This is a genomic window from Francisella sp. LA112445 (assembly GCF_012224145.1).
GTDB lineage: Bacteria > Pseudomonadota > Gammaproteobacteria > Francisellales > Francisellaceae > Francisella.
This window is the reverse complement of the sequence record NZ_CP041030.1, coordinates 1,827,928-1,849,434: the sequence shown is the minus strand read 5'-3', so window position 1 is coordinate 1,849,434 and position 21,507 is coordinate 1,827,928. Positions and strand designations below refer to the sequence as shown.

The window sequence follows — 21,507 nt, the reverse complement described above, 5'->3', positions numbered from 1 at the left end:
ATCTTTTATGTCACAGGGTTTTGTAGAAATAGCTAAAATAGGTTCTACCTATAAGCTTGATGGTGAGCTTAATTTGTATCCTTTGGCAAATTCAATTGAAACTCTTTTAAGTTATGGTGATTGGTATATCCAATTGCCTGCTAATAATGTTTGGCAACCACTTAAAGGTGAAAGTGTCTTAAGACGAGCTGATAAGCTTTATATCAAACTAGCTAATATTGATGATGCTGAAATAGCAAAAAAATATGTAAATGCTTTGATTGGTGTTCCTAAAGAGGCTCTACCTAAGTTAGGTAATGGAGAAGCGTACTTTAAGGATCTTATCGGTTGTAGCGTTGTAAATACTAATAATGATTCTTTTGGTGAGATTGTAGATCTTATAGAGACTGGTGCTAATGAAGTGTTAGTTTGTAAAAAAGAATCTTCCGAGTATCTAATTCCTTATGTTAAGCAGTATATTATTAGTGAAGATCTTGATTCAAAGAAAATAGTTGTTGATTGGGAATACGATTATTAAATCTAATTTTAATAATTTTAATGTAGTGATAGCACATTGTGCAGTCAGTTATTATGACAGATCAATGATCTGTCGCTACAGAATATACTCCTTTAAATAGTTCAAATATTTGTGTTTATTAGTTCTAGGGACTAAAATTAGAGCTGATTTAGTTAGAGATTTATAAAAATGAAATTTGGCATAATATCAATATTCCCAGAAATGTTTAAAGCAATAAATGATTTTGGGATTACAGCTAGAGCAGTTAATGATGCAAAGGTATCTATAGATTGTTTTAATCCTCGTGACTATACGACAGACAAGCATGCTACTGTAGATGATACTAGTTTTGGTGGTGGAGCTGGTATGGTTATGAAATATGAACCTTTATCAAAAGCTATTAAAGATGCAAAAAGTACTTTAGGTTGTAATACAAAAGTAGTATACTTGTCACCTCAAGGTGGTGTATTTAATCATAAGAGGGCTTTAGAGCTTTTAGAAAATGATTCACTGATACTGCTTTGTGGTAGATATGAAGGGGTTGATGAGCGCCTGATACAGGATTATGTTGATGAGGAAATCTCAGTAGGTGATTTTGTTTTAAGTGGTGGTGAGCTCCCTGCTATGCTTGTTATGGATAGTCTAATTAGGCTATTGCCAGAAGTGTTGGGTAATAAAGATTCTGCTATTGAAGATTCTTTTTATGATGGTCTGCTAGACTACCCACATTATACAAAGCCAGCTGTTTTACCTGATGGTAATGCAGTGCCGAGTGTTTTGTTGTCTGGTAATCATAAAGAAATAGCAAAATGGAGGCGTAAACAGAAGTTAATAAGAACTTATGAGCGTCGTAAAGATTTAATAGAGTGCCTATGCCTATCTGAAGAAGATAAGCAAATTATAAATGATTATAAAATAGATAAGGTAAGCACAAAAGGAGAATAATAATGAAAAATAAATTTGTTGAACTAGTAGAAAAGTCACAAATCAGAACAGATCTTCCAGAGTTTAATCCTGGTGATTCAATCACAGTTAATCTATGGATTAGAGAAGGTGATAAGCAAAGAATCCAGGCTTTCAAAGGTTTCGTTCTTAGAAAAAGAAACAGAGGTCTTCACTCTGCTTTTACAGTAAGAAAAATGTCTTCAGGTATGGGTGTTGAAAGAACTTTCCAAACTCATTCTCCATTGATCGATAGTATCACTGTAGAGAAGAGAGCAGATGTACGTAGAGCTAAGCTATACTACATGAGAGGTCTTACTGGTAAAGCTGCTAGAATTAAAGAAAAAGTATAATTTTAGGAAAGTCAAAAAGTGTCTACAATCGTTGATACTTTTCTTGATAACCTTTGGCTTGAGTACGGTTTAAGCCAAAATACTATTTCATCTTATCGTACAGATCTTAAATTTCTTCAAAATTATTTCTCAAAAGCTGACTTAATTAGTTTAGACTTTGAGCAACTATATGCTTTTATCTCATATCGTTCTAAAAATGGCTATAGTAGCCGTTCTAATGCAAGAATGATATCTACTTTGCGTAAATTTTATGCTTGGCTAGTCAGGACAGGTCAAACCGAAAATAATCCTACTGCTAAGTTAACTATGCCAAAGTTAGCTAAGAGCCTGCCTAAGGATATGACAGAATCAGATGTTGAAGCATTACTACAAGCTCCTGATTTAACTTTAGATATTGGAATTAGAGATAGGGCGATGCTTGAGTTAATGTATGCAACAGGGTTACGCGTTAGTGAACTTGTTGGGCTAGATGTTGAAAATGTTGATATTAATATCGGAGTGATTCAAGTATTAGGTAAAGGTTCTAAAGAGAGAATTGTTCCAATGGGAGAATATGCTTTAGAGTTTTTACAGAAATATTTTACAGAGTCTCGTCTTAATTTGGCTAAAAATTTTAAAGAGAAAGCTATCTTTATTAGTCAGCATTCTAAAAGAATGACACGCCAATCATTTTGGCATCGCATAAAAAACTACTCTCTTACTGCAGGTATAAGCACTCAAATATCGCCGCATACATTACGACATGCTTTTGCGACTCATTTACTTAACCATGGTGCTGATTTGAGGTCTGTACAATTACTTCTTGGTCATAGTAGTGTTTCTACAACCACGATATATACACATATATCACAAAATCGTTTACAAGAGATATATCAAAAGCACCATCCTCGAGGCTAAATAATTATTGCTATTAAAAAGATCTTTTGTAATGATACAAATGTAATGAATCTATTATGAAAGCGTAGTATGTCTTATTTATAATAACTTATGCATCATATGGTTTTAGGGATATTGCAATAGTTTTATTCTAGGTTAACTGATAAGGTGATATATTGAAGTTTAGAAAATTTTTCACAGTAAATAGGGGTAAACGCTTTTATCTACTGCATAGATATACTCGAAAAAAATTATCTAATCCATTTATTCTAATATTACTGTTATTTATATCATTTTTAGTGTTTATTCCAGGTATAATTATGTTATTTACTCCTGGGCCAGGATTATTATTCATAATGATAGCCTTATTGCCATTTATTGCAATTAGTAGAAGATTTGCTCAACTATTAGATAGGGTTGAAGTTTCTTTTTGGACAAAGTTAAAAAAGCTTAAAGATAAGTTCTTGAAAACAAAATAAAACAGTCTTTCTAAAATAGCTATTAGAGGTAATCTAAAAGATGCAACAGCAGGTGATTGTTGTTATAATACGTACTGAAATTTGAGTGTTTTCTCTTAAAATAAATGGAGTAGTAATGAATATTCGTAGTGTTGACTATTATGCAGATAATGCAGCTGAGGAATTTACAAAATCTTTGAAGGAAACTGGTTTTGCAGTTCTTAAAACCCACCCGATTGATTGGAATCTTATCCAAACAGTTTATCAAGAATGGCAAGAGTTTTTAAAATCAGGTAATGCTGATAAATATATGTTTGATGTTGAGAAGCAAGATGGTTATTTTCCTAAGGATGTTTCTGAAGTTGCAAAAGGTGAAACTGTAAAAGATATTAAGCATTTTTATCACTTATATTTTCCTAATGGTAGATATCCTACAGAAGTTAGTAATGCTGCTCGTGAGATGTTTGAAAAAATGATGAAGTTAGGTGAAACACTTTTACAGTGGATAGATGATCATATGGATCCATCTGTTGCAAATAAGCTTCCTCAAAGATTAAGAGATACTGTTTCTTATGAGAATACACTACTTAGAATCTTACACTATCCTGCTATGCAAGGAGATGAAGAGCCTGGAGCTGTTAGAGCTGCAGCGCATGAAGATATTAATCTAATTACTTTACTGCCAATAGCCTCATCACCAGGACTACAAGTTTTATCACCTGTAAGTAATAAATGGTTTGATGTGCCATGTGATAGTGAATCACTAGTTATAAATATTGGTGATATGCTACAAGAAATGACACATGGTGAATATATTGCAACTAAACATAGAGTTGTCAAGCCAGAAGGTGAAGTTGAAAATTTAGATAGAATTTCAACACCATGCTTTATTCATCCAAAATCTGAAGTCTATTTATCTGATAAATACCCTCAAGCTGGAATGTTTTTAGACGAGAGATTAAAAGAATTAGGCCTAAAGTAAATCTCAAAAATGACAAAGCAAAATGTTATTTCTTTCTATGAGAGTGATGCTCATAGCAATCAAGTCAGAGAAATCCTTGAACAAGCAAAAAAAGTAATCGATTCACAAGTATCTTTACAAGACTGTGCTGTAGTTCTAGACATTGATGAGACATCTCTAAATCATTATAAATCGCTTAAGGATGTTGGCTTTCCTCAAGAGGAAAATCATAACATCTGGAATGAGCTAATTGCTAAGACAGATGCTGAACCAATAAAGCCAACTTTGGATTTTTATCAATACTGTATTAATAAAGGGATTAAAGTATTTTTTATTAGTGCTAGGTTTGCAACTTATTTAAATGCAACAAAGCAAGCATTACAAAATGCAGGATATGTTGATTTTGAGGATGTATTTGTCTTTCCAAGAGATATCTCAATATATTCTTCTAAAGATTTTAAAAATTTTAAGGCTGAAAGAAGAGCATATATAGAGTCTTTAGGCTATAAGGTGCTTATTTCAATAGGAGACCAATCTTCTGATTTGACAGGTGGTTATACACTGAATACTTTTCAGTTACCAAACTATCTATATGGTGAGAATTCTGTATTTTAATATACTGATTTTGATTTAAAGATTAAAAAGTTTCCTAAGAAAATTAGAATGGCACAAATGATCATAATAATTACATTAATATCCTGATCAAATAACACAAATGCAAATAGAGGCCCCCAAATAATATAAGTAATATTTAATGACATTGCCAGCGTTACATTAGAGTGTTTAAAAGCTTGCATATATGATAAGTCAGCGATATATCCAATAATTCCAATGGCAAGAATTAGAAGTAAAATATAAATGTTAACAGTATCTATTACAAGCCATGTGACTGGTAAAAAAACAAATATTGTTGAGATTTTACGTAAGAAAAGCAGAGTGTTAACCTCAACATTAGCATTAAGAATTAATTTATAAATAACTCCTTCTAACCCCCAAAATACTGCAGCTAAGATTGCAAAAAATAGACCAGTTAATCCATTTGCTTTGTCTCCGAGTTCATTTGTGGCTGTCAAGGCTATCCCTATGGCAACTATTATAAATCCTATTATCTTAAGTTTTGTTAGTGATTCTCTAAGAAATATTCTAGCTCCGATCATCCCTACTGCAGGATAACATGAAGATATTATAATAGCCGTTCCTGTAGCAATATCTTTGGTTGAAAGCATATACATAGTCATTGCTAAGCCACCTAGTAGAGGGATACAGCAAATACTTATGATTTGCCATGGTTTTAGATCTTTGACTTTTTTTACGGATGATTTGGAAATAACTCCTATAGTTCCAGCAACTCCTAAATCATGAATAGAAGTTAGCCACATTGAAACTAAGAAAGTCATAGTTAATAAAGTATGAACTTGTCCTGCTAATGTATAATCAAGTCCCCAGAAAATGCCTGATAAAGCGCCAAAAAGAAATGCTCTTTTCTTAAAATCCAAATGTATAACCGATATTTATAAAAATTTACAATACTTTAGCGAATTGAGGTAGTTATTACAAGTTAATAATTTATTTTATAGATTTTTATTAACCACTAATAGGTTCTTTTTGAGGTTCTATAAGGATTTCATTTAAAGCGACATTTTTGGGTTGATTCATGGCGAATACTATTGTTTCAGCTATTTGCTGAGGTGTTATAAAACATTTAGAGTCATTACTGGCATATTTTTTGACAGCATCATGATCAGAAGACATATTCTGTAGAGGTGTTGCAACATTGCCTGGTTGGATATTTATAACTCTAACATCCTTATCTATAAGCTCTTGACGGATTGCTCTTAGGGTATATTCCATAAATGCTTTTGATCCAGAGTATATCGCAAGTCCTGGGAAAGCTTGTCTAGCAGCATCAGAAGTTATATTAATAAGCATACCTTTATTTTTGATTAACGATGGTAGAACTGCGTAAAGTAGATTTGTAAAACCAATTACATTGGTATTTATAGTTTTCATCCACTCTTCGTAATTTCTATTTTCTATACATTGATAGTACATTACCCCAGCACAATTGACTATATAATCAAATTCGCCAAAGGTTTCTATAGATTTAGTGATAAGATCCTCCACAGAACTTAGCTCTTGAATATCTACAGACTGATAAAAAACATTATCGCCTGTGATATTTGTCTTGCGGCGAGAGCATAGAGATATCTTCATTTCTTTAGTAAGACATAGTTCAGCTATAGCTTTGCCCATTCCGCTAGATGATCCAACTATTAGAATATGTTTATCTTTGAGTAGATTCATTATCTCTCCTTAGGAAAATTTTATTTATGTAGCTTTCAGTTATTTCTGGATAATCAATATTTATCTTTGACATTAGTGATTCATAATTTGACCTATCATATAAGTTTATTGAGGCATCAATATTTGCATGGTCAGAAGCTAAGTATTTAGCAGAATTATCAGTAATTGATTTGCTCCAAGTATCTGAAGGAATAATCTCGTAATTAGAAACTTTTGCTAATGTTTGTGCATTAAGGAAATTCTTGTTAGTTATATTGTAGATATATCTATCAGCATGCTTCTCTAAGACAAGGTGCTCTATAATTTTAGAAATGTGATCAACAGGAGTCATTTCTAGATTTATATCAGTTGGTATTTTTCGTTGAGAATTTATTTCTTTAATTAGTATCCAGTTTGTATCTGAATCATTAATATAATTATTATATACAGGTGAAATATTGCCTAGCCTTAGTACTGTAGCATTTAAGCCTTCTTTTACTGAATTATGAATTAGTTTTTCAGCAGCCCATTTAGTTTGAGAATATCCTGATTGTAATGAGTCTAGCCATTCGATATTTTGGTTTTCGCTAAACTTTTTGTTAAGGTGTAAAGGGAAGATACCATTTGTAGATATATGGACTAAGTGCTTTGCTTTACTTGTAGAGCAAAAATCAATAATATTTGCGGTTCCAATAAAGTTGCTACTTCTTAAAGCATTATATGGAAGTAATAAATTAACAGATGCAGCTGTATGAATTACAGTATCAATTTTGCTAGCATACTCTAGATACTTTCCTGATTGCCAACCAAATTCTTTTGCTGAAATATCTCCACCTAGACAAACAATTTTATGAGATTTTTCAATATTGAGTTTTTTAAGGATATTTTCTAGTCTAGTTTCTGCTTGCTGTTGGTTCTTAGCGCGAACTAAACAATAAATAGCTTCTATATTTTTATTAGCAACTAATGTTTTAAGAGTATGAGATCCAAGAAAGCCTGTTACTCCAGTAAGAAGTATATTTTTAGATGATTCGTTTAGCTCTTGTTTAAGGTTTTGTATTTTAGGCTTTAAATCTGTAAATAAATTATCAACATCATCTAGAATTAATTTTGAGAGATTTTGCTCAGAACCTTTAGAAGATTTTGATAATAAATTATAGCTACTACTAAGTTGACTTGCTGCAATAAAATCAGTTATTTTAACTTCAAAATCAAGTTCTTTAAGTTTGCTTATTAGTAACATCGTTGATAATGAAGAACCACCAAGCTCAAAAAAACAACTATCTGTATTAATATCATCTTTTGAGATATTCAGGATATTTGCCCAAAGTAATTTATAATCATCTAGTGATTCAATATTTTTTATTTCCTGCTCAACATAAACAGCTTTATCATCGAGAGTTAAACTATTTCTATCTAATTTGTTTGAATACCTATTTAGAGGGATCTCATCAAGAAGAACTATATGTTTTGGAAGCATATAATGTGCTAGGAAAGGTGATATTTTGTCAAGAAGTGCTTTTGAAGGTTTATTATCTTTAAGTTGCCATTTTTCACGAAAACTTTGTTGTTTATCGCTTGGTATTTCTAGATATGCAACTAGATATTCTGACATTCGAGTCTCACCAGTTTTATTAACGACACAATGCATGATATCAAGCTTGTCTTTAATAACTGATTCTATGAAAGGTAGTGAAAGTGTATAGCCTCGCAGCTTTATGATATAGTCACAGCGACCATATATTGTGATTAGTTGACCATCTTCAGATAATTTACCATAGTCACCAGTTTTATATAGACGTTTACCAATAGGACTATTACTAGCTTCAATAAAACGCTCTTTATTTAAATCTGGTCTATTTATATATTCATTAGCTAAGCCTATAGCATGGATATAGACTTCTCCTTTATCGCCATTTTTGACCATTTGATTATTATCATCTAAAACAATAGCATCTACTTTAGGTAGTACATGTCCTACAGGTACAATGCCATCAGCTTCTAGATTTTTATCATTTCTATGTAATTTATAAGTGGCTACATCGTGACATTCTGAGATTGAGTATAAATTATAGATGTTTGTCTCAGACATGAACTCTTCTAAATTATGCTGTAACCAACTAGATACAACTTCACCATTAAGCCAGCAAGTATCTATATTTTTAAATATTTCTTTAGCAATATCTTTTGATGTTGAAAGTAGTGTTTCTAGATATGATGGCGTAAAGAGTATCTCATTAATTTTTTTATCTATAATATATTGTGATAGTGCTTTGAAGTCATAGAGCACATCATCAGGAATAATATTAGTTCTTCCTCCTTTGATTAGAGGTCTAAAAGCTTCCCATAGATAGTAAATATTACAGCCAATTGAGCTATTCTCATTATATGCTTTGACTGTTTCTCTAATCTCATAAGAAGATAGTATTGCTCTATGGGATATGGATATACCTTTATTTTTACCAGTAGTACCAGATGAATATACCAACCAAAATCCTTTTTCAGGATCGACAGAAATTTGATTGAAATTTTGTATATCCTCTAGGTTATACTGATTAATTATATTGATATAGTTAAAACACTCTACAGTCTTTATATCAGGTATTTCATCACATAATATTAAATCTGATTGAGTATCTTCAATAATATCTTTTAGTAAGGGTAGAGGGAAAGATTTATCTAACTGAACACAGCTTGCACCAAAGCTAGAGATAGCTAAAAAAGCTATAATAATTTCATAGCGTTTTGAGCTATATATAGAGATTATGCTTTCTGGCCCATATCCTTTATTTTGTAAATATTGTGCTAAAAATTTAACATGATTAGCAGTTTGTTGGTATGTTAATTCTATATTTGAGTCTGTAATAGCAATATTATTAGGCGTTTGCTTTGCTTGATTTAGAAAAAAATCACTTAAAGTAGAGTTCACGAAATTCTCTTTTAAAATCATTATTAATGATTCGAATAATAATAAATTATTTATGCTGAGATGTATATCTTAGAGGCCAAAATCAGCTTGTAGATGATATTTTTATTAGGATATGCTCTAAAAATATATAATTTATCTTTTGCTATAACCTTAATTATTCGAACTAGAAAAGTAACAAACTGTCAAAAATTAGTTTAGAATAAATATTAGGTAGAAGAAATATTTCTTTAAATAATGATAGATAAAAGTGGGTATAGAGCAAATGTTGCTATAGTTTTACTTAATAAACAAAATAGGGTTTTTTGGGGCCAAAGAAGAAACAGGGCTTCATGGCAATTTCCTCAAGGGGGAGTATCTTCTGGAGAGACTCCATTACAGGCTATGTATCGTGAACTTCACGAAGAGGTCGGTTTGAGGCCTCAGGATGTTGAGGTTATAGCTTCAACAAGAGAATGGTATAAATATGATATCCCTGATTCATTACTTAGAGGTAAAGAGCCAATATGTGTTGGACAAAAACAAAAATGGTTTTTATTAAGATTGAAAAGCTCTGAAAATAACATTGATTTAGAGGCTAATGATTCGCCAGAGTTTGATAATTGGCGTTGGGTTAGTTATTGGTACCCAATAAATCATGTGGTTTATTTTAAACAAGATGTATATAGAAAGGCTTTGACTTATTTTAAAGAGTTTATTTAGTAGCTTGTCTACTTTCGACAAAAGCTTTTGCCCATAAATAGCAAAATGATCCTATATATGCAGATAATATAACATCAGAAACATAATGATCTAAGACAATAACTCTGCTTATCGCAACTACAGTTGCTATAACTGCAGCGATTATCGTAATGTATTTTTTCTCAAAAAAGTTAGCTATTGCTAATAAGCCAGCAAATGATAAAGTAGTATGCCCAGATGGCATTGAGTTATAAGCTTTTTTAAAAGATAAAAAGTGAAAACCGTATTGATCTTTAAATAAAAGCATCTCGGGTCTATACCTAGCAAGTAAAACTTTTAAAACACCTGCAACGATAATAGTTAGTATTAAAGATAGAGACATTACATATAATTTGTCAGAGGTTTTTTTACGCAAATATCTGATAATGCAAATTACTGTAACTATTAAGGTAAGTACTGCCCAAACTTTTGGTGATGCTACTTGAGATATTAAAGAAGCTAAAGTGCTTATCTTAGTGCCAAAAAAATCATCTGAGTGGATTGCTGTAGTTACTTTGATATCCAAAAAGTTATAACTAAGTATTACAATAATTAATGTAATAATCCCATATATAATAGTATTTTTCGCAAGTTTACAATCTAAACACTTCATAATTAAACTATTTAAAACCATTAGGTTAGTTGATAGAGTATAATATTATCATAACTACTTTTGAAAACCTAAGATGTTCAATCAAGGCTGGTATAAAAAAGCTAAACATATCGTTAGTAAAAACTTTAATCAAAGACCTAGTGATTTAGAAATTAATTTGGTTGTGATTCACTGTATAAGTTTGCCTGAAGGGGAGTATTTAAACGATAATGTTGAGAATTTATTTAGAAATAAGTTAGATTGTGAATCTCATAAGAGTTTTGCTGATCTAGAGGGTGTTGAAGTCTCTGCACATTTTTACATCAAACGTACTGGAGAGATTATTCAGTTTGTTTCAGTAGATGATAGGGCCTGGCATGCTGGTGTGAGTAGCTTTCAAGGAAGGCAAGGTTGTAATGATTTTTCTATTGGAATAGAGCTACAAGGTACAGATAAAACTGCTTATGAGTTTGAACAGTATAAAAGTCTAAATGCTTTATTGTCAGATTTGAAAAAATCCTACACTGGATTAAATGCTATTACAGGACATCAGAATATAGCTCCAGGAAGAAAGACTGATCCTGGCAAATGTTTTGATTGGGCTAAAGTAAACAATCTACAAGGAATAGATAAATACTGCTAAAATATATTTTTGGGAGGTGCTTGGAGCTATTCTCAAATTTATACATTTTGCTATCATATTTTTAACCACTTTTTAAATTAAATGATAATATTTATCCACATTCGTAAAATGAATATTTAAGAATGTAAATTTGAATGTTAATAAATACTTGTTTTAGGGGAGGTAAACCCTTTGTCATTTAAGAAGAGTTTTATAAAAACAGTTAAGGTATCATTCGGCAATATGATAGAGTGGTATGATTATTCGTTATATGGTTATTTTGCTATAATCATCTCGCATCAGTTTTTTCCATCACAAAGTAGTTGGCTATCTTTATTGCTAACTTTTGGAACTTTTGCTGCGGGGTATATTGCAAGACCATTAGGATCTATATTTTTTGGATATCTTGGAGATAGAAAAGGTCGTCATTTTGCTATGAATATAGCTATATTATTTATGGCTATACCTACTATAATAATGGCTTTTATACCTACTTATGCAAGTGTAGGCGTACTTGCACCTATAATTTTAGTTGTAATAAGAATATTCCAAGGCGTTTCAGCTGGAGGCCAGTTTGGTAACTTGATGGCTATTGCTTCAGAAGATAGCCAGCTTAGATATACTGGATTTAATGTCTCAGTTGCATTTTCAACATCAATTCTTGGCTTTATTTTGGCATCTGCTGTTAGCTCTCTAGCTGTAAATATTTTTCCTGCTGATTGGGGTAATTTAGTTTGGAGAATTCCTTTTGCATTAGGGGCAATACTTTTAATAGCATTTTTATTCTTTAGAGAAAAAGATGAAAAAGAGAGTTTTCTATCAGAGTCAAGATCTCCCGTTATTCAGTTAACAAAAACATATAGAAGACATCTTATATCTGTTACAACAATAGCGACAGTTGCGCTAATGATTTACTATATAGATATAACCTATATGACGACATATATGGTTGATATATTAGGTATGCATCTATCTGTGGCCTTGACAGTTAATACTATTGCCATATTCTTTATGTTTTTATCAACCCCTTTCTTTGGTTTTATATCTGATAAGATAGGCCGAAAAGAAGTATTACTTTTTAGTTTTATAGTTTCATTAATTTTATCACCAATATTGATATATTTATTAGATGCTGGACGCTTAGAGTTTTCAACTTTTATACTTATTATTTTAGCTATTATGACAGGTATGATACAAGGAGCTGCAAATCCATGTTATACAGAAGTGTTCCCTTCAAACGTGCGAGCTTCTGGTGCATCTATCGTATATGGACTTGGAGCATCAATTTCTGGATTTGCTCCTTTACTTGCAACATTTATAACTGGTGTAATGTCTCCAGTGTTAGGTGTTTCTTTACTTATGTTTATACTATGTGGCATTGGTGTACTTATGACATTTGTTATGCCTGTTAAGCAGATGGGTAGAAGAAGATTAAATGATCTTGAGCAGGTAATATATAGTAAAGAAAAAGTTGTTAAATATAGCGTATAAGTATTCTACTTATTAGAATATAATTATCTAGGGCTATAAAAATAAACCTCGTTTTATATTTATTTAATTTTGTTATCTATATAGTGGGTATTAATTAGGATATTAAATATAATGACTAAACAGAGATGGATTTTTAATCAATTTCTGCTTTATCACCATGATTTTCTAACCAATCACGACGATCTTTAGATCTTTTTTTAGCTAAAAGCTTATCAAGTACCTCCTCATCATCATAGATATCTGAGATAGTCAGTTGTAATAGTCTTCTAGATGAAACATCCATGGCTGATTCACGTAACTGTATGGGATTCATTTCACCAAGACCTTTAAAACGCATAATATTGATTTTGCCAGTTAGCTTAGAATTCTCTGCTAAAATAGTTTCTTTTTCAGCTTCGTCTAGAGCGTAAAAGGTATTTTTACCAATATCAATTCTAAATAAAGGCGGTTGAGCTATATAAATATGTCCATTTTCGATAAGTTTTCTAAAATGCTTTAGAAACATCGCGCATAGTAGAGTAGCAATGTGTAAGCCATCAGAATCCGCATCGGCAAGAATACATATTTTGTTATATCTTAGTCCAGATATATCGTCACTATCAGGATCAACACCTATAGCTGTTGCTATATTATGAACTTCTTGAGAATTCATAATCGTATCAGCATCAAGCTCCCAGCTATTTAAGATCTTACCTTTAAGAGGCATCACCGCTTGGAAATTCTTATCGCGCGCTTGTTTTGCAGAACCTCCTGCAGAGTCTCCCTCAACAATAAAAAGCTCAGTTGAATTTACATCAGAACTAATACAGTCTGTTAGCTTCCCTGGTAGGCGAATAGAAGTATTCATTATACGTTTACGAGCAGTTTTCTTATCTGCATTAATACGCTTTTGAGCAATCCTATTAATATTCTCTATTATTTGGCGAGCTTCTTCAGCATTTTGGTTAAGCCAGATTGTTAGTAGATCTTTTACAGTTGTCGCAACAAATGCTGTTACATCTTTGTTGGAAAGCTTTTCTTTAGTTTGTCCAGCAAATTGAGGATTTGTTATTTTTAATGATATAACATAGTTTAGTTGAGCAAATGAATCATTTGCTGTAATTTTGATATTTTTAAGCCCCAAAGAGTTTTTTTCTACATATGTTCTAATGGCGTCATAAATTCCGTTTTTTAGGCCTGTAACATGAGTACCATCTTGAGGTGTTGGGATTAGATTTACATAGCTATTTTTTATAACCTCTGCAGGAGCTTCACACCAGCAGAATACAGCATCTAAAAATGATTCTCCATTTGAAAAGTTATCTATCATAAAAGGCTTATTCGGCAGAGTTTCAGATTCTAGCTTATGATCTAAATAACCTTTTAAACCATCTTCAAAATGCCATACTAGTTTTTCTTTTTTTGCCTCATTAGAATACTTGATTGTAAGAGCTTTACAAAGGATAGCTTTTGCTTCTAATAAGTTCTTTAGAGCTTTAAGGTTTACTTTGATATCATCAAAATATTTTTTATTTGGCCAAAATCTAATTTTTGTCCCTGTGTTTTTTTTACCAACTGTATCGATAACTTCTAAATCTTTAGTCTTAAAACCATCTTCAAAGACTATATGATAAAGTTTTCCATCTCTTTTTATCTCAGCTTCAAGCCTACTAGATAAAGCATTAACAACAGAGACACCCACACCATGAAGACCTCCAGAGTGCGTATAGTTTTTGTTACTAAATTTACCACCAGAATGAAGCTTTGTCATAATAAGCTCAATACCTGACATTTTATGCTCAGGGTGAATATCTACAGGCATTCCACGACCATTGTCAGAGATTTCTATACTATTATCTTGATAAAGAGAAATATCTATTTTATTAGCAAAGCCTGCTAAGACCTCATCGACACTGTTGTCTACTATTTCTTGGATAAGATGGTTTGGGTTTTCGGTATTTGTATACATCCCTGGTCTTTTTTTGACAGGGTCTAAGCCAGTTAATACTTCAATTGATTTAGCATTATAGTTTTGCATTAATATTAATTAGATCGATAAATTATATTTATTAAATGAAATTTTATCACATAATTTACTTAATTCGTAAGCTTGGCAAAGTGTTAATAGCTATTTCCTTAAAAAGTAGCAGCTATATGGTAGAAATACTATCAATCCAATTAAGGGTAAAAGTATGAATGCTAGAGATAGAGTGAACTCACTTCCTAAGTCAATTTGACTCATGATAGCTGTTGTAATTGATGCGATTCCCATTTGCATGAAGCCCATTATTGAGGAAGCTGCGCCAGCTGTTGTAGTGAAATTTTCCAATGCTATTGGTGTAAGTAGTGGCACACTAAAAGATACACCAACAAAGGTTAAGGATAAGATAGCTGTGAGTGCTAAAGAAAGCTCTAAACCTGTAAGCTTTTTAAATGCATAAACAAGTAATATTCCTGATATCAATGTACATGTCATACCAAAGTTGATTAGGTGTTTATATGCTATGACACGACTAAGTTTTGAGCAGATAATAGACCCTGAAACGACAGCCACTACCATTAAACTAAGTAGGTATAGGAAGTTTGATTTCTCGAGTTTTAAAATATTCACAAAGATATCAGGTGCTGTAACAAGGCAAGCATAGATAATACTGATATTTAGCCCTAGAACAAAAGTTGCAAAGAAGAACTGGTGATCACTAAATAGCGAGAAGTAATTCTTAAAGAGTGATCTAATAGTTAGTGCTTCATAATTTTTTTCTCTAATTGTCTCAGGGAAGAATAAGGCAACTTTTATAAAAAGTAAGCTAGCGGCAACTAGAAGTACCCAAAATATTAGAGATGGGCTTAAAAATACACCAAGAATAGCTCCAAAAGCAGGAGCTAATGCAAAAGCTATATTCATAATAGCAAATACAGCTCCTTGCTCATTAATTTTAAATGCATCTTTAACTGCAACTGTAGCAATAACTCCACCAGCAGCAGCTCCAAAACCTTGAAGAAGGCGAGCATATATCAATGTATCAATATGTTCACTGAATAAACATATTACTGAGCTAATTATGAAAAAACAGGATCCTATTAGCATGATAGGTTTACGTCCGAATCTATCAGAAAATGGACCATATAAAATTTGGCTAATAGAGTAACCCAATAAGTATGAGGTTATTGTAAGTTGAACATGTGGATAATCAGTACCAAGAATTTTCTTTAGCTCAGGTAGGGCTGGGGCGTAGATCGTATCGCCAAAGGGCCCTAATGAAACCATTAGTATTAGAATAAAAATTGATGGTCTTATGCCTTTATACATTAGTAGGTTTACCTTTGCTAAAGTCTCCTATTATTATATTAACTTTTAAGCCTTTTGTATCTGCTTTTTTAGATTTTTTGTTTGCTTCGGCTAGGGCAGCTGGCTTAATCGATGAATTAATATGTTTAACATTTTCACCTTTGTCAACTTTATAATCACCTAGGATACTATCATATATAACTTTGTCACTATAAGCATCAACTAAGTAAGTTGTGCCATTCTCAGCCTCAACAAGAATCCCTTGCTTAGTTGGAACTAATTGAGCAGATATTCCAGTACTTGGGAATAATGTTGGTGTAGGTGTAAGCTTGTATCTACCAAGATACTCACCATTTAGTGAACTAAAGAAGTGTAAGTATCCTTGATAGTCTGCAACAACTATTAAACCTTTATAATAGACAGGTCCTGTAATCTTGCGCCATTTTAGAGTATCTTGAGTCCAAACTGTTTCACCATTTTGAATATTGTATGCTTTAAGCTCACTATCAGCTTGAGTTGTGAAAATAACATTATTATCAATAGCCATATTACTGATTATAGAAGCTTTTTTTGCCCATAGCATTTTACCAGAATCTTTATCTAGGGCTACGATAGCACCTTGGAATGCGGCAAAGAGCAAATAATGATGATATAGCATTGGGTTTGCAGTTATATCAACCATTTTATCAGCAGGAGATGATCCGTGAGCTATTGCGATTGGAATATTAATGGTTTTGTCACCATTTTTTACAGTAAAGCCAAGAACTGTACCAAAAGCAGATCCTATCATTACCGTATCATTTAATACTATAGGAGAAGAGTTGCCAGGTAGTGTTAATTCTGGGATATTATTTGAAGCACTCCATTGTTTTTTACCAGTTGTAGCATCAAAAGCAGCTACTGAACCGTCGTGTGTATGGGTGTAAATAGAGTTATTGTAGACAGTTGGTTGAGCAAATAAACTACTTGGAGTTTCACTTAACCATAAAGTTTTACCAGTTTTAGCATCTAGTGCTGTAAACTTACCTTTCATTGAGCCAAAAATTACAGCATTTGCAATAGTATTTGGTTCAGCAGATAAGCTTGAATTAGTATCTTTTTTCCATATAACATCACCATTTTTCATTGATAGGGCATATACCATACCATTTTCATTAGGGACAAATGCAATATCATCTAGGTATGTTGGAGCTAGATTATAGTTGCCTAAGCCATTATCGCCATTGCCAGTACTTTTTTTCCATTTTACTTTTACATGAACTTGTTTAGGAGGCTTCTCATTTAGAGGCGTTGGCGGCGGCACATTACTCTTAGAACAACTAGCTATCAGAAAAGATAATAGTAGGGGTAGTGTTAAAAAATAAGATTTTTTCATTTTTAATTTAGTAGTTATTTATTAGTTGTGTAATCACTTGTTTAAACTCAGCTGAGCTATCAGGATCTTGTAGTGCTTTATGCCAAGCATCTAGGGCTTTTGCTTTATCATTTTTCTGTTGATAGGCTTCTCCTAGTAGCATAAGAGGGTAAGCTTTGTCTTTCAATGATCCTAAGTTATTTAGAGTTTTGATAGCTTGATCTGGTTGTTTTGCAGTAATGTAAAGTCTAGCTAGTCTAGTTTTAGTAACATTAGTTAAGCTATTATCAGGATTATCCTTGATACTTTGCTCAAGTGTATCTATTGCTTTTGGTAAATTTGCAATATTCATATTGAAATTGCTAGTATTTAATTTCGTTGGCGTAATATACAATTCTGCTAATTGCCAACTAGCAAATATTCCAAAACTAGTGCTTGGATATTGGTTTACCACAGAAGTAAATTTTGCTATTTTAGTAGCTGATGACACATCAGAGTTTTCACTAGCGATCAAGGCTTTTTGATATGCCTTAGATGCTTCTATGATCTTTTTATGATTATTTGAATTATAAAATTGAAATAGTATTACACATATCAGTGCTATGATAATTATCCCAACTATTGTGTATAGTGCTTGGTTTTGTTTTTTTGTTAAGCCTTTAATACTCATATTTGTGATTTATTTTTTCAATAAATTTTACAACATCTTAACATAAAAGTACTAAACGTTGTAAGTTTATTAATCAGATTACAATGTAATGTCTAATACTTTTGTGTTAAAATATATTCTTGTTTTTCTAGGTTAATTATTGTAATACACTTTTTATTTTAATATGGCATTAATATCTTTAGCAATTGATTATAAAAAATCCCCAATTGAAGTCCGTAGTGAGTTTGCACTATCTGGGTTAGACGTGTCTATGCTGTATAGATCAATACTTGCTATAGATAATGTGATTAATGCCGTTATTCTATCAACTTGTAATCGTACAGAAATATATCTAGAAATATCTAATCTTAGAGTTGTCGATGATGTTTTAGCATGGTGGCAAAGCTATGTTAGAAACCCTGAATATAAGATAAGAGACTATTTCAAACTAAGACAAGGTACTGAGGTTATAATGCACCTTATGAAACTTGCATGTGGTTTAGAGTCAATGGTTTTAGGCGAGCCTCAAATACTAGGACAAGTTAAGGACTCTTATACTCTTAGTAAGAAAAATCATGCTCTAGGTAAGGAGTTAGATAGGGTTTTTCAGAAGGTTTTTGCTACAGCAAAGAAAGTGCGTAGTGAAACTAGAATAGGACATTGTCCAGTTTCAGTTGCCTTTTCAGCAATTACTTTGGCTAAGAAACAGTTAGATAATATCTCAACTAAAAATGTACTTATCATTGGTGCTGGACAAACAGGAGAGTTATTGTTTAGACATGTTACAGCTCTAGCACCAAAGCAAATTATGCTAGCTAATAGAACTATTGAAAAAGCAGAAAAAATTACCTCAGCATTTAAAAATGCTAGTTCACATGCTTTGTCAGATTTAGAAGCATTAGTTGAAAAAGCAGATATTATAATTACAGCTATACATTCTAAGGGTTATATGATTTCTGTAAATGATGTTGATACTAAACCAAGAGTGTTTATCGATATATCTATACCGCAAGCTTTAGATCCAAAGTTAGGTGAAATGGGTAAAAATGTTTACTATTGTGTTGATGATATTAACGCAGTTATTGCTGACAATAAAGATAAAAGAAAGCATGAAAGCTCTAGAGCACAAAAAATCATTGTCAAATCATTAGAAGAGTATTTAGAAAAAGAAAAGGCAATTATTTCAAATAGTGCAATTAAAGAGCTCTTTGATAAGGCAGATGGACTTGTTGATTTATCTTTAGAAAAAAGCTTAGCAAAAATTAGAAATGGTAAAGATGCTGAAGAAATAATGAAAAGATTTGCCTATGAAATTAAGAAGAAAGTTTTGCATTATCCTGTAATGGGTATGAAAGAAGCTTCTAAGCAAGGCAGAAATGATTGCCTTGTGTGTATGAAACGTATGTTTGGTTTAAATGTGGAAAAGTAAATGAAAGATTCAATTAAAGCAAAGTTACAAAGTTTGATTGAAAGGCATGAAGAAGTAAGTGCCTTATTAAGTGATGCTAATATTATTTCGGATCAAAATAAGTTTAGAGATTTATCAAGAGAATACTCACAGCTTGAGCCAATAGTTAAGGCATTTAAAGAATATTCTCAAGCTTTAGAAGATAAAGAAGCCGCACAAGAGATGCTTAATGAAAAAGATGCTGAGTTGGTTGAGATGGCAAAAGAAGAACTTAAATTAGCAAATGAAGCTATAGAAAATCTTGAGGCAGAATTACAGATTCTTCTTTTACCGCGTGATCCTAATGATGATGCGAATGTTTTTTTAGAGATTAGAGCAGGTACTGGTGGTGATGAGGCTTCGATATTTTCTGGTGATTTATTTAAGATGTATTCTAAGTATGCTGAGCAAAGAGGCTGGAAAGTTGAAGTGATTTCATCAAGTGAAGGTGAGCATGGTGGATACAAAGAAATTATTACAAAAGTTAATGGTGAAGGTGCATATTCACAGCTAAAATTTGAATCTGGTGCTCATAGGGTACAGCGTGTACCAGCTACAGAGTCTCAAGGTAGAGTACATACATCAGCTTGTACAGTTGCAGTTATGCCAGAGGTAGATGAAGTAGAGGGGATCGATATAAATCCTGCAGATATAAAAGTAGATACTTTTAGAGCTTCTGGAGCGGGTGGTCAGCACGTCAACAAAACAGATTCAGCAATTAGAATTACGCATATTCCAACAGGAGTTGTAGTTGAATGTCAAGATCAAAGATCTCAGCATAAGAACCGTGCAGCGGCAATGTCGATGTTAAAGTCAAAATTACTTCAAGCAGAGATAGATAAGCAACAAAAAGAGCAGTCAGATACACGTAAGAGCTTAGTTGGTAGTGGTGATAGATCTGAGAGAATTAGGACATATAACTATCCACAAGGTAGGGTTACTGATCATCGTATAAACTTGACTCTTTATAAGCTTGATGAGGTTATGGAAGGTAGTTTAGATAGTGTTATTCAACCTTTAGTTTTAGAGTATCAAGCAGATCTTTTAGCAACAATGTCAGATGAGTAGTTACACAATTTCATCTTTTATTTCTTATATTGTTGAAAGCTATAAGCAACAGTCTAAATCTAAATATTCTACAAATGAATTAGCTATATTAAAAAATGATATACAAGCTATTGTTTGTGATGTTTTGGATGTTGATAGAACTTACTTATATCTAAATTCAGATAAAGTTTTAGATGATGATGTTTTTGAAAAAATAAATACTAAAATTCATCGTTATTTTTATGGCGAGCCTTTAGCTTATATCTTGGGGTATAAATATTTTTGGAATCAAAAGCTTTTTGTAACACAAGATACTCTTATCCCACGAGCAGATACTGAAACTTTAGTTGAAGCAGTTTTAGATGATATCTCAGATAAGAGTACTAAATTAAATATACTTGATCTTGGAACAGGTACTGGAGCAATAGCGTTAGCATTAGCATCTGAACTACTAAATAGCCGTGTTATAGCGGTTGATTTTTCTAATAAAGCTCTGGATGTTGCAAAGAAAAATGCCAAAGAAAATAAGGTATCTAATGTTGAGTTTATCCAAAGTGATTGGTATCAAAATTTAGAGAATAAAAAATTCGATATTATTGTTTCTAACCCACCTTATATAGACTTTTGTGATGATGAAATTGATCATGAAGTAAAAAAATATGAACCTCAAAGTGCTTTATTTGCTGCAGATAATGGTCTGGAGGATATTAAAACTATAATTTCTCAATCTTATTTATATCTAAATAAAAATGCTCGCATATATATTGAGCATGGGTATACACAATCTAAAGCTATTGAAAATATATTGATTGAGAATGAGTTTAGTAATATTACGACTGTTAAGGATTTAAACGGTAAAGATAGATGCACTTATGCAATATCAAACAAAAAACGTTAATAAAAAACATTCTTAAACTATTTTTAATATAGAAATAATAGTATCTATAATATTATTCAAAAGTACTAGATTATTGATGCAAAGTAGCTTGGTTTTAGGAAGTCCAGAAATATTTTATGGTAGA

Annotated in this window: 21 protein-coding genes; 13 read left to right on the top strand and 8 right to left on the bottom strand. The window is 32.0% G+C overall.

The annotated features are described in order from the left end of the window. Positions 1 to 7 precede the first annotated feature (7 nt). The 7 genes from rimM to FIP56_RS08935 all read left to right on the top strand — a co-directional run bounded on the left by rimM (position 8) and on the right by FIP56_RS08935 (position 4,701). Positions 8 to 517, top strand: coding sequence for a ribosome maturation factor RimM (gene rimM / locus FIP56_RS08965; protein ID WP_192578569.1), 510 nt, complete (start codon positions 8 to 10; stop codon positions 515 to 517). 168 nt (positions 518 to 685) lie between these two features. Continuing rightward, positions 686 to 1,441, top strand: coding sequence for a tRNA (guanosine(37)-N1)-methyltransferase TrmD (gene trmD / locus FIP56_RS08960; protein ID WP_192578568.1), 756 nt, complete (start codon positions 686 to 688; stop codon positions 1,439 to 1,441). A gap of 2 nt (positions 1,442 to 1,443) precedes the next feature. Next, the gene (rplS, locus tag FIP56_RS08955; RefSeq protein WP_013922421.1) at positions 1,444 to 1,791 is read left to right on the top strand and encodes a 50S ribosomal protein L19; all 348 of its coding nucleotides are present in this window, start codon (positions 1,444 to 1,446) and stop codon (positions 1,789 to 1,791) included. Positions 1,792 to 1,809: 18 nt separating this feature from the next. Beyond that, complete coding sequence (gene xerD / locus FIP56_RS08950; RefSeq protein WP_192578567.1) at positions 1,810 to 2,688, top strand: site-specific tyrosine recombinase XerD; 879 nt, start codon at positions 1,810 to 1,812, stop codon at positions 2,686 to 2,688. 278 nt (positions 2,689 to 2,966) lie between these two features. Then, positions 2,967 to 3,146 (top strand): PGPGW domain-containing protein, encoded by a 180-nt coding sequence (locus FIP56_RS10365; RefSeq protein ID WP_348633320.1) that lies wholly within the window; start codon positions 2,967 to 2,969, stop codon positions 3,144 to 3,146. 115 nt (positions 3,147 to 3,261) lie between these two features. Next, a complete protein-coding gene (locus FIP56_RS08940; RefSeq protein ID WP_192578566.1) occupies positions 3,262 to 4,107 on the top strand; it encodes an isopenicillin N synthase family oxygenase in 846 nt (281 codons plus the stop codon). Positions 4,108 to 4,116: 9 nt separating this feature from the next. After that, entirely contained in the window at positions 4,117 to 4,701 is a 585-nt protein-coding gene (locus FIP56_RS08935) for an HAD family acid phosphatase (RefSeq protein WP_192578565.1), read from the top strand. On the opposite strand, the gene FIP56_RS08930 is transcribed toward FIP56_RS08935, so the two are convergent. The 3 genes from FIP56_RS08930 to FIP56_RS08920 form a co-directional block, all read right to left on the bottom strand. Beyond that, complete coding sequence (locus FIP56_RS08930; RefSeq protein WP_192578564.1) at positions 4,698 to 5,582, bottom strand: DMT family transporter; 885 nt, start codon at positions 5,580 to 5,582, stop codon at positions 4,698 to 4,700. The genes FIP56_RS08935 and FIP56_RS08930 overlap by 4 nt on opposite strands. An 88-nt stretch (positions 5,583 to 5,670) precedes the next feature. Continuing rightward, the gene (locus FIP56_RS08925; protein WP_192578563.1) at positions 5,671 to 6,390 is read right to left on the bottom strand and encodes an SDR family oxidoreductase; all 720 of its coding nucleotides are present in this window, start codon (positions 6,388 to 6,390) and stop codon (positions 5,671 to 5,673) included. Then, positions 6,371 to 9,298, bottom strand: coding sequence for an SDR family oxidoreductase (locus FIP56_RS08920; RefSeq protein WP_245323071.1), 2,928 nt, complete (start codon positions 9,296 to 9,298; stop codon positions 6,371 to 6,373). The genes FIP56_RS08925 and FIP56_RS08920 overlap by 20 nt, the downstream gene beginning before the upstream one ends. Positions 9,299 to 9,532: 234 nt before the next feature. Between FIP56_RS08920 and FIP56_RS08915 the strand changes: the two genes are divergently transcribed. Beyond that, positions 9,533 to 9,997: an RNA pyrophosphohydrolase gene (locus tag FIP56_RS08915; RefSeq protein ID WP_192578561.1), complete on the top strand. Its 465-nt coding sequence runs from the start codon at positions 9,533 to 9,535 to the stop codon at positions 9,995 to 9,997. Here FIP56_RS08915 and FIP56_RS08910 read toward each other — a convergent pair. Next, positions 9,990 to 10,628 carry a phosphatase PAP2 family protein gene (locus FIP56_RS08910; protein WP_192578560.1) on the bottom strand — a complete coding sequence of 213 codons (639 nt, stop codon included), beginning with the start codon at positions 10,626 to 10,628 and terminating at the stop codon, positions 9,990 to 9,992. The two genes, FIP56_RS08915 and FIP56_RS08910, sit on opposite strands and share 8 nt — an antisense overlap. Positions 10,629 to 10,701: 73 nt before the next feature. Between FIP56_RS08910 and ampD the strand changes: the two genes are divergently transcribed. Both ampD and FIP56_RS08900 read left to right on the top strand, forming a co-directional pair. Continuing rightward, positions 10,702 to 11,250 carry a 1,6-anhydro-N-acetylmuramyl-L-alanine amidase AmpD gene (gene ampD / locus FIP56_RS08905; protein ID WP_192578559.1) on the top strand — a complete coding sequence of 183 codons (549 nt, stop codon included), beginning with the start codon at positions 10,702 to 10,704 and terminating at the stop codon, positions 11,248 to 11,250. Positions 11,251 to 11,421: 171 nt separating this feature from the next. Next, complete coding sequence (locus tag FIP56_RS08900) at positions 11,422 to 12,720, top strand: MFS transporter (protein ID WP_192578558.1); 1,299 nt, start codon at positions 11,422 to 11,424, stop codon at positions 12,718 to 12,720. A 133-nt stretch (positions 12,721 to 12,853) separates the two neighbouring features. Here the strand turns inward: FIP56_RS08900 and parE are convergent, their stop codons facing one another. From parE to FIP56_RS08880, 4 genes are all read right to left on the bottom strand, one after another. Next, entirely contained in the window at positions 12,854 to 14,737 is a 1,884-nt protein-coding gene (gene parE, locus FIP56_RS08895; RefSeq protein WP_192578557.1) for a DNA topoisomerase IV subunit B, read from the bottom strand. Positions 14,738 to 14,827: 90 nt separating this feature from the next. After that, the gene (locus tag FIP56_RS08890; RefSeq protein WP_192578556.1) at positions 14,828 to 16,009 is read right to left on the bottom strand and encodes a multidrug effflux MFS transporter; all 1,182 of its coding nucleotides are present in this window, start codon (positions 16,007 to 16,009) and stop codon (positions 14,828 to 14,830) included. Continuing rightward, positions 16,002 to 17,363 (bottom strand): outer membrane protein assembly factor BamB, encoded by a 1,362-nt coding sequence (gene bamB, locus FIP56_RS08885; protein ID WP_192578555.1) that lies wholly within the window; start codon positions 17,361 to 17,363, stop codon positions 16,002 to 16,004. Before bamB ends, FIP56_RS08890 begins: the two co-directional genes overlap by 8 nt. Positions 17,364 to 17,370: 7 nt before the next feature. After that, positions 17,371 to 18,006: a tetratricopeptide repeat protein gene (locus FIP56_RS08880; protein WP_192578881.1), complete on the bottom strand. Its 636-nt coding sequence runs from the start codon at positions 18,004 to 18,006 to the stop codon at positions 17,371 to 17,373. Positions 18,007 to 18,175: 169 nt separating this feature from the next. Between FIP56_RS08880 and FIP56_RS08875 the strand changes: the two genes are divergently transcribed. From FIP56_RS08875 to prmC, 3 genes are read left to right on the top strand one after another with little or no spacing between them, the layout of a single operon-like run. Next, a complete protein-coding gene (locus FIP56_RS08875) occupies positions 18,176 to 19,420 on the top strand; it encodes a glutamyl-tRNA reductase (RefSeq protein WP_192578554.1) in 1,245 nt (414 codons plus the stop codon). Further along, entirely contained in the window at positions 19,421 to 20,506 is a 1,086-nt protein-coding gene (prfA, locus tag FIP56_RS08870; RefSeq protein WP_192578553.1) for a peptide chain release factor 1, read from the top strand. Beyond that, on the top strand, positions 20,499 to 21,383 hold the full coding sequence (prmC, locus tag FIP56_RS08865) for a peptide chain release factor N(5)-glutamine methyltransferase (RefSeq protein ID WP_192578552.1): 885 nt from the start codon (positions 20,499 to 20,501) through the stop codon (positions 21,381 to 21,383). The genes prfA and prmC overlap by 8 nt, the downstream gene beginning before the upstream one ends. The last annotated feature ends 124 nt before the right edge of the window (positions 21,384 to 21,507 follow it).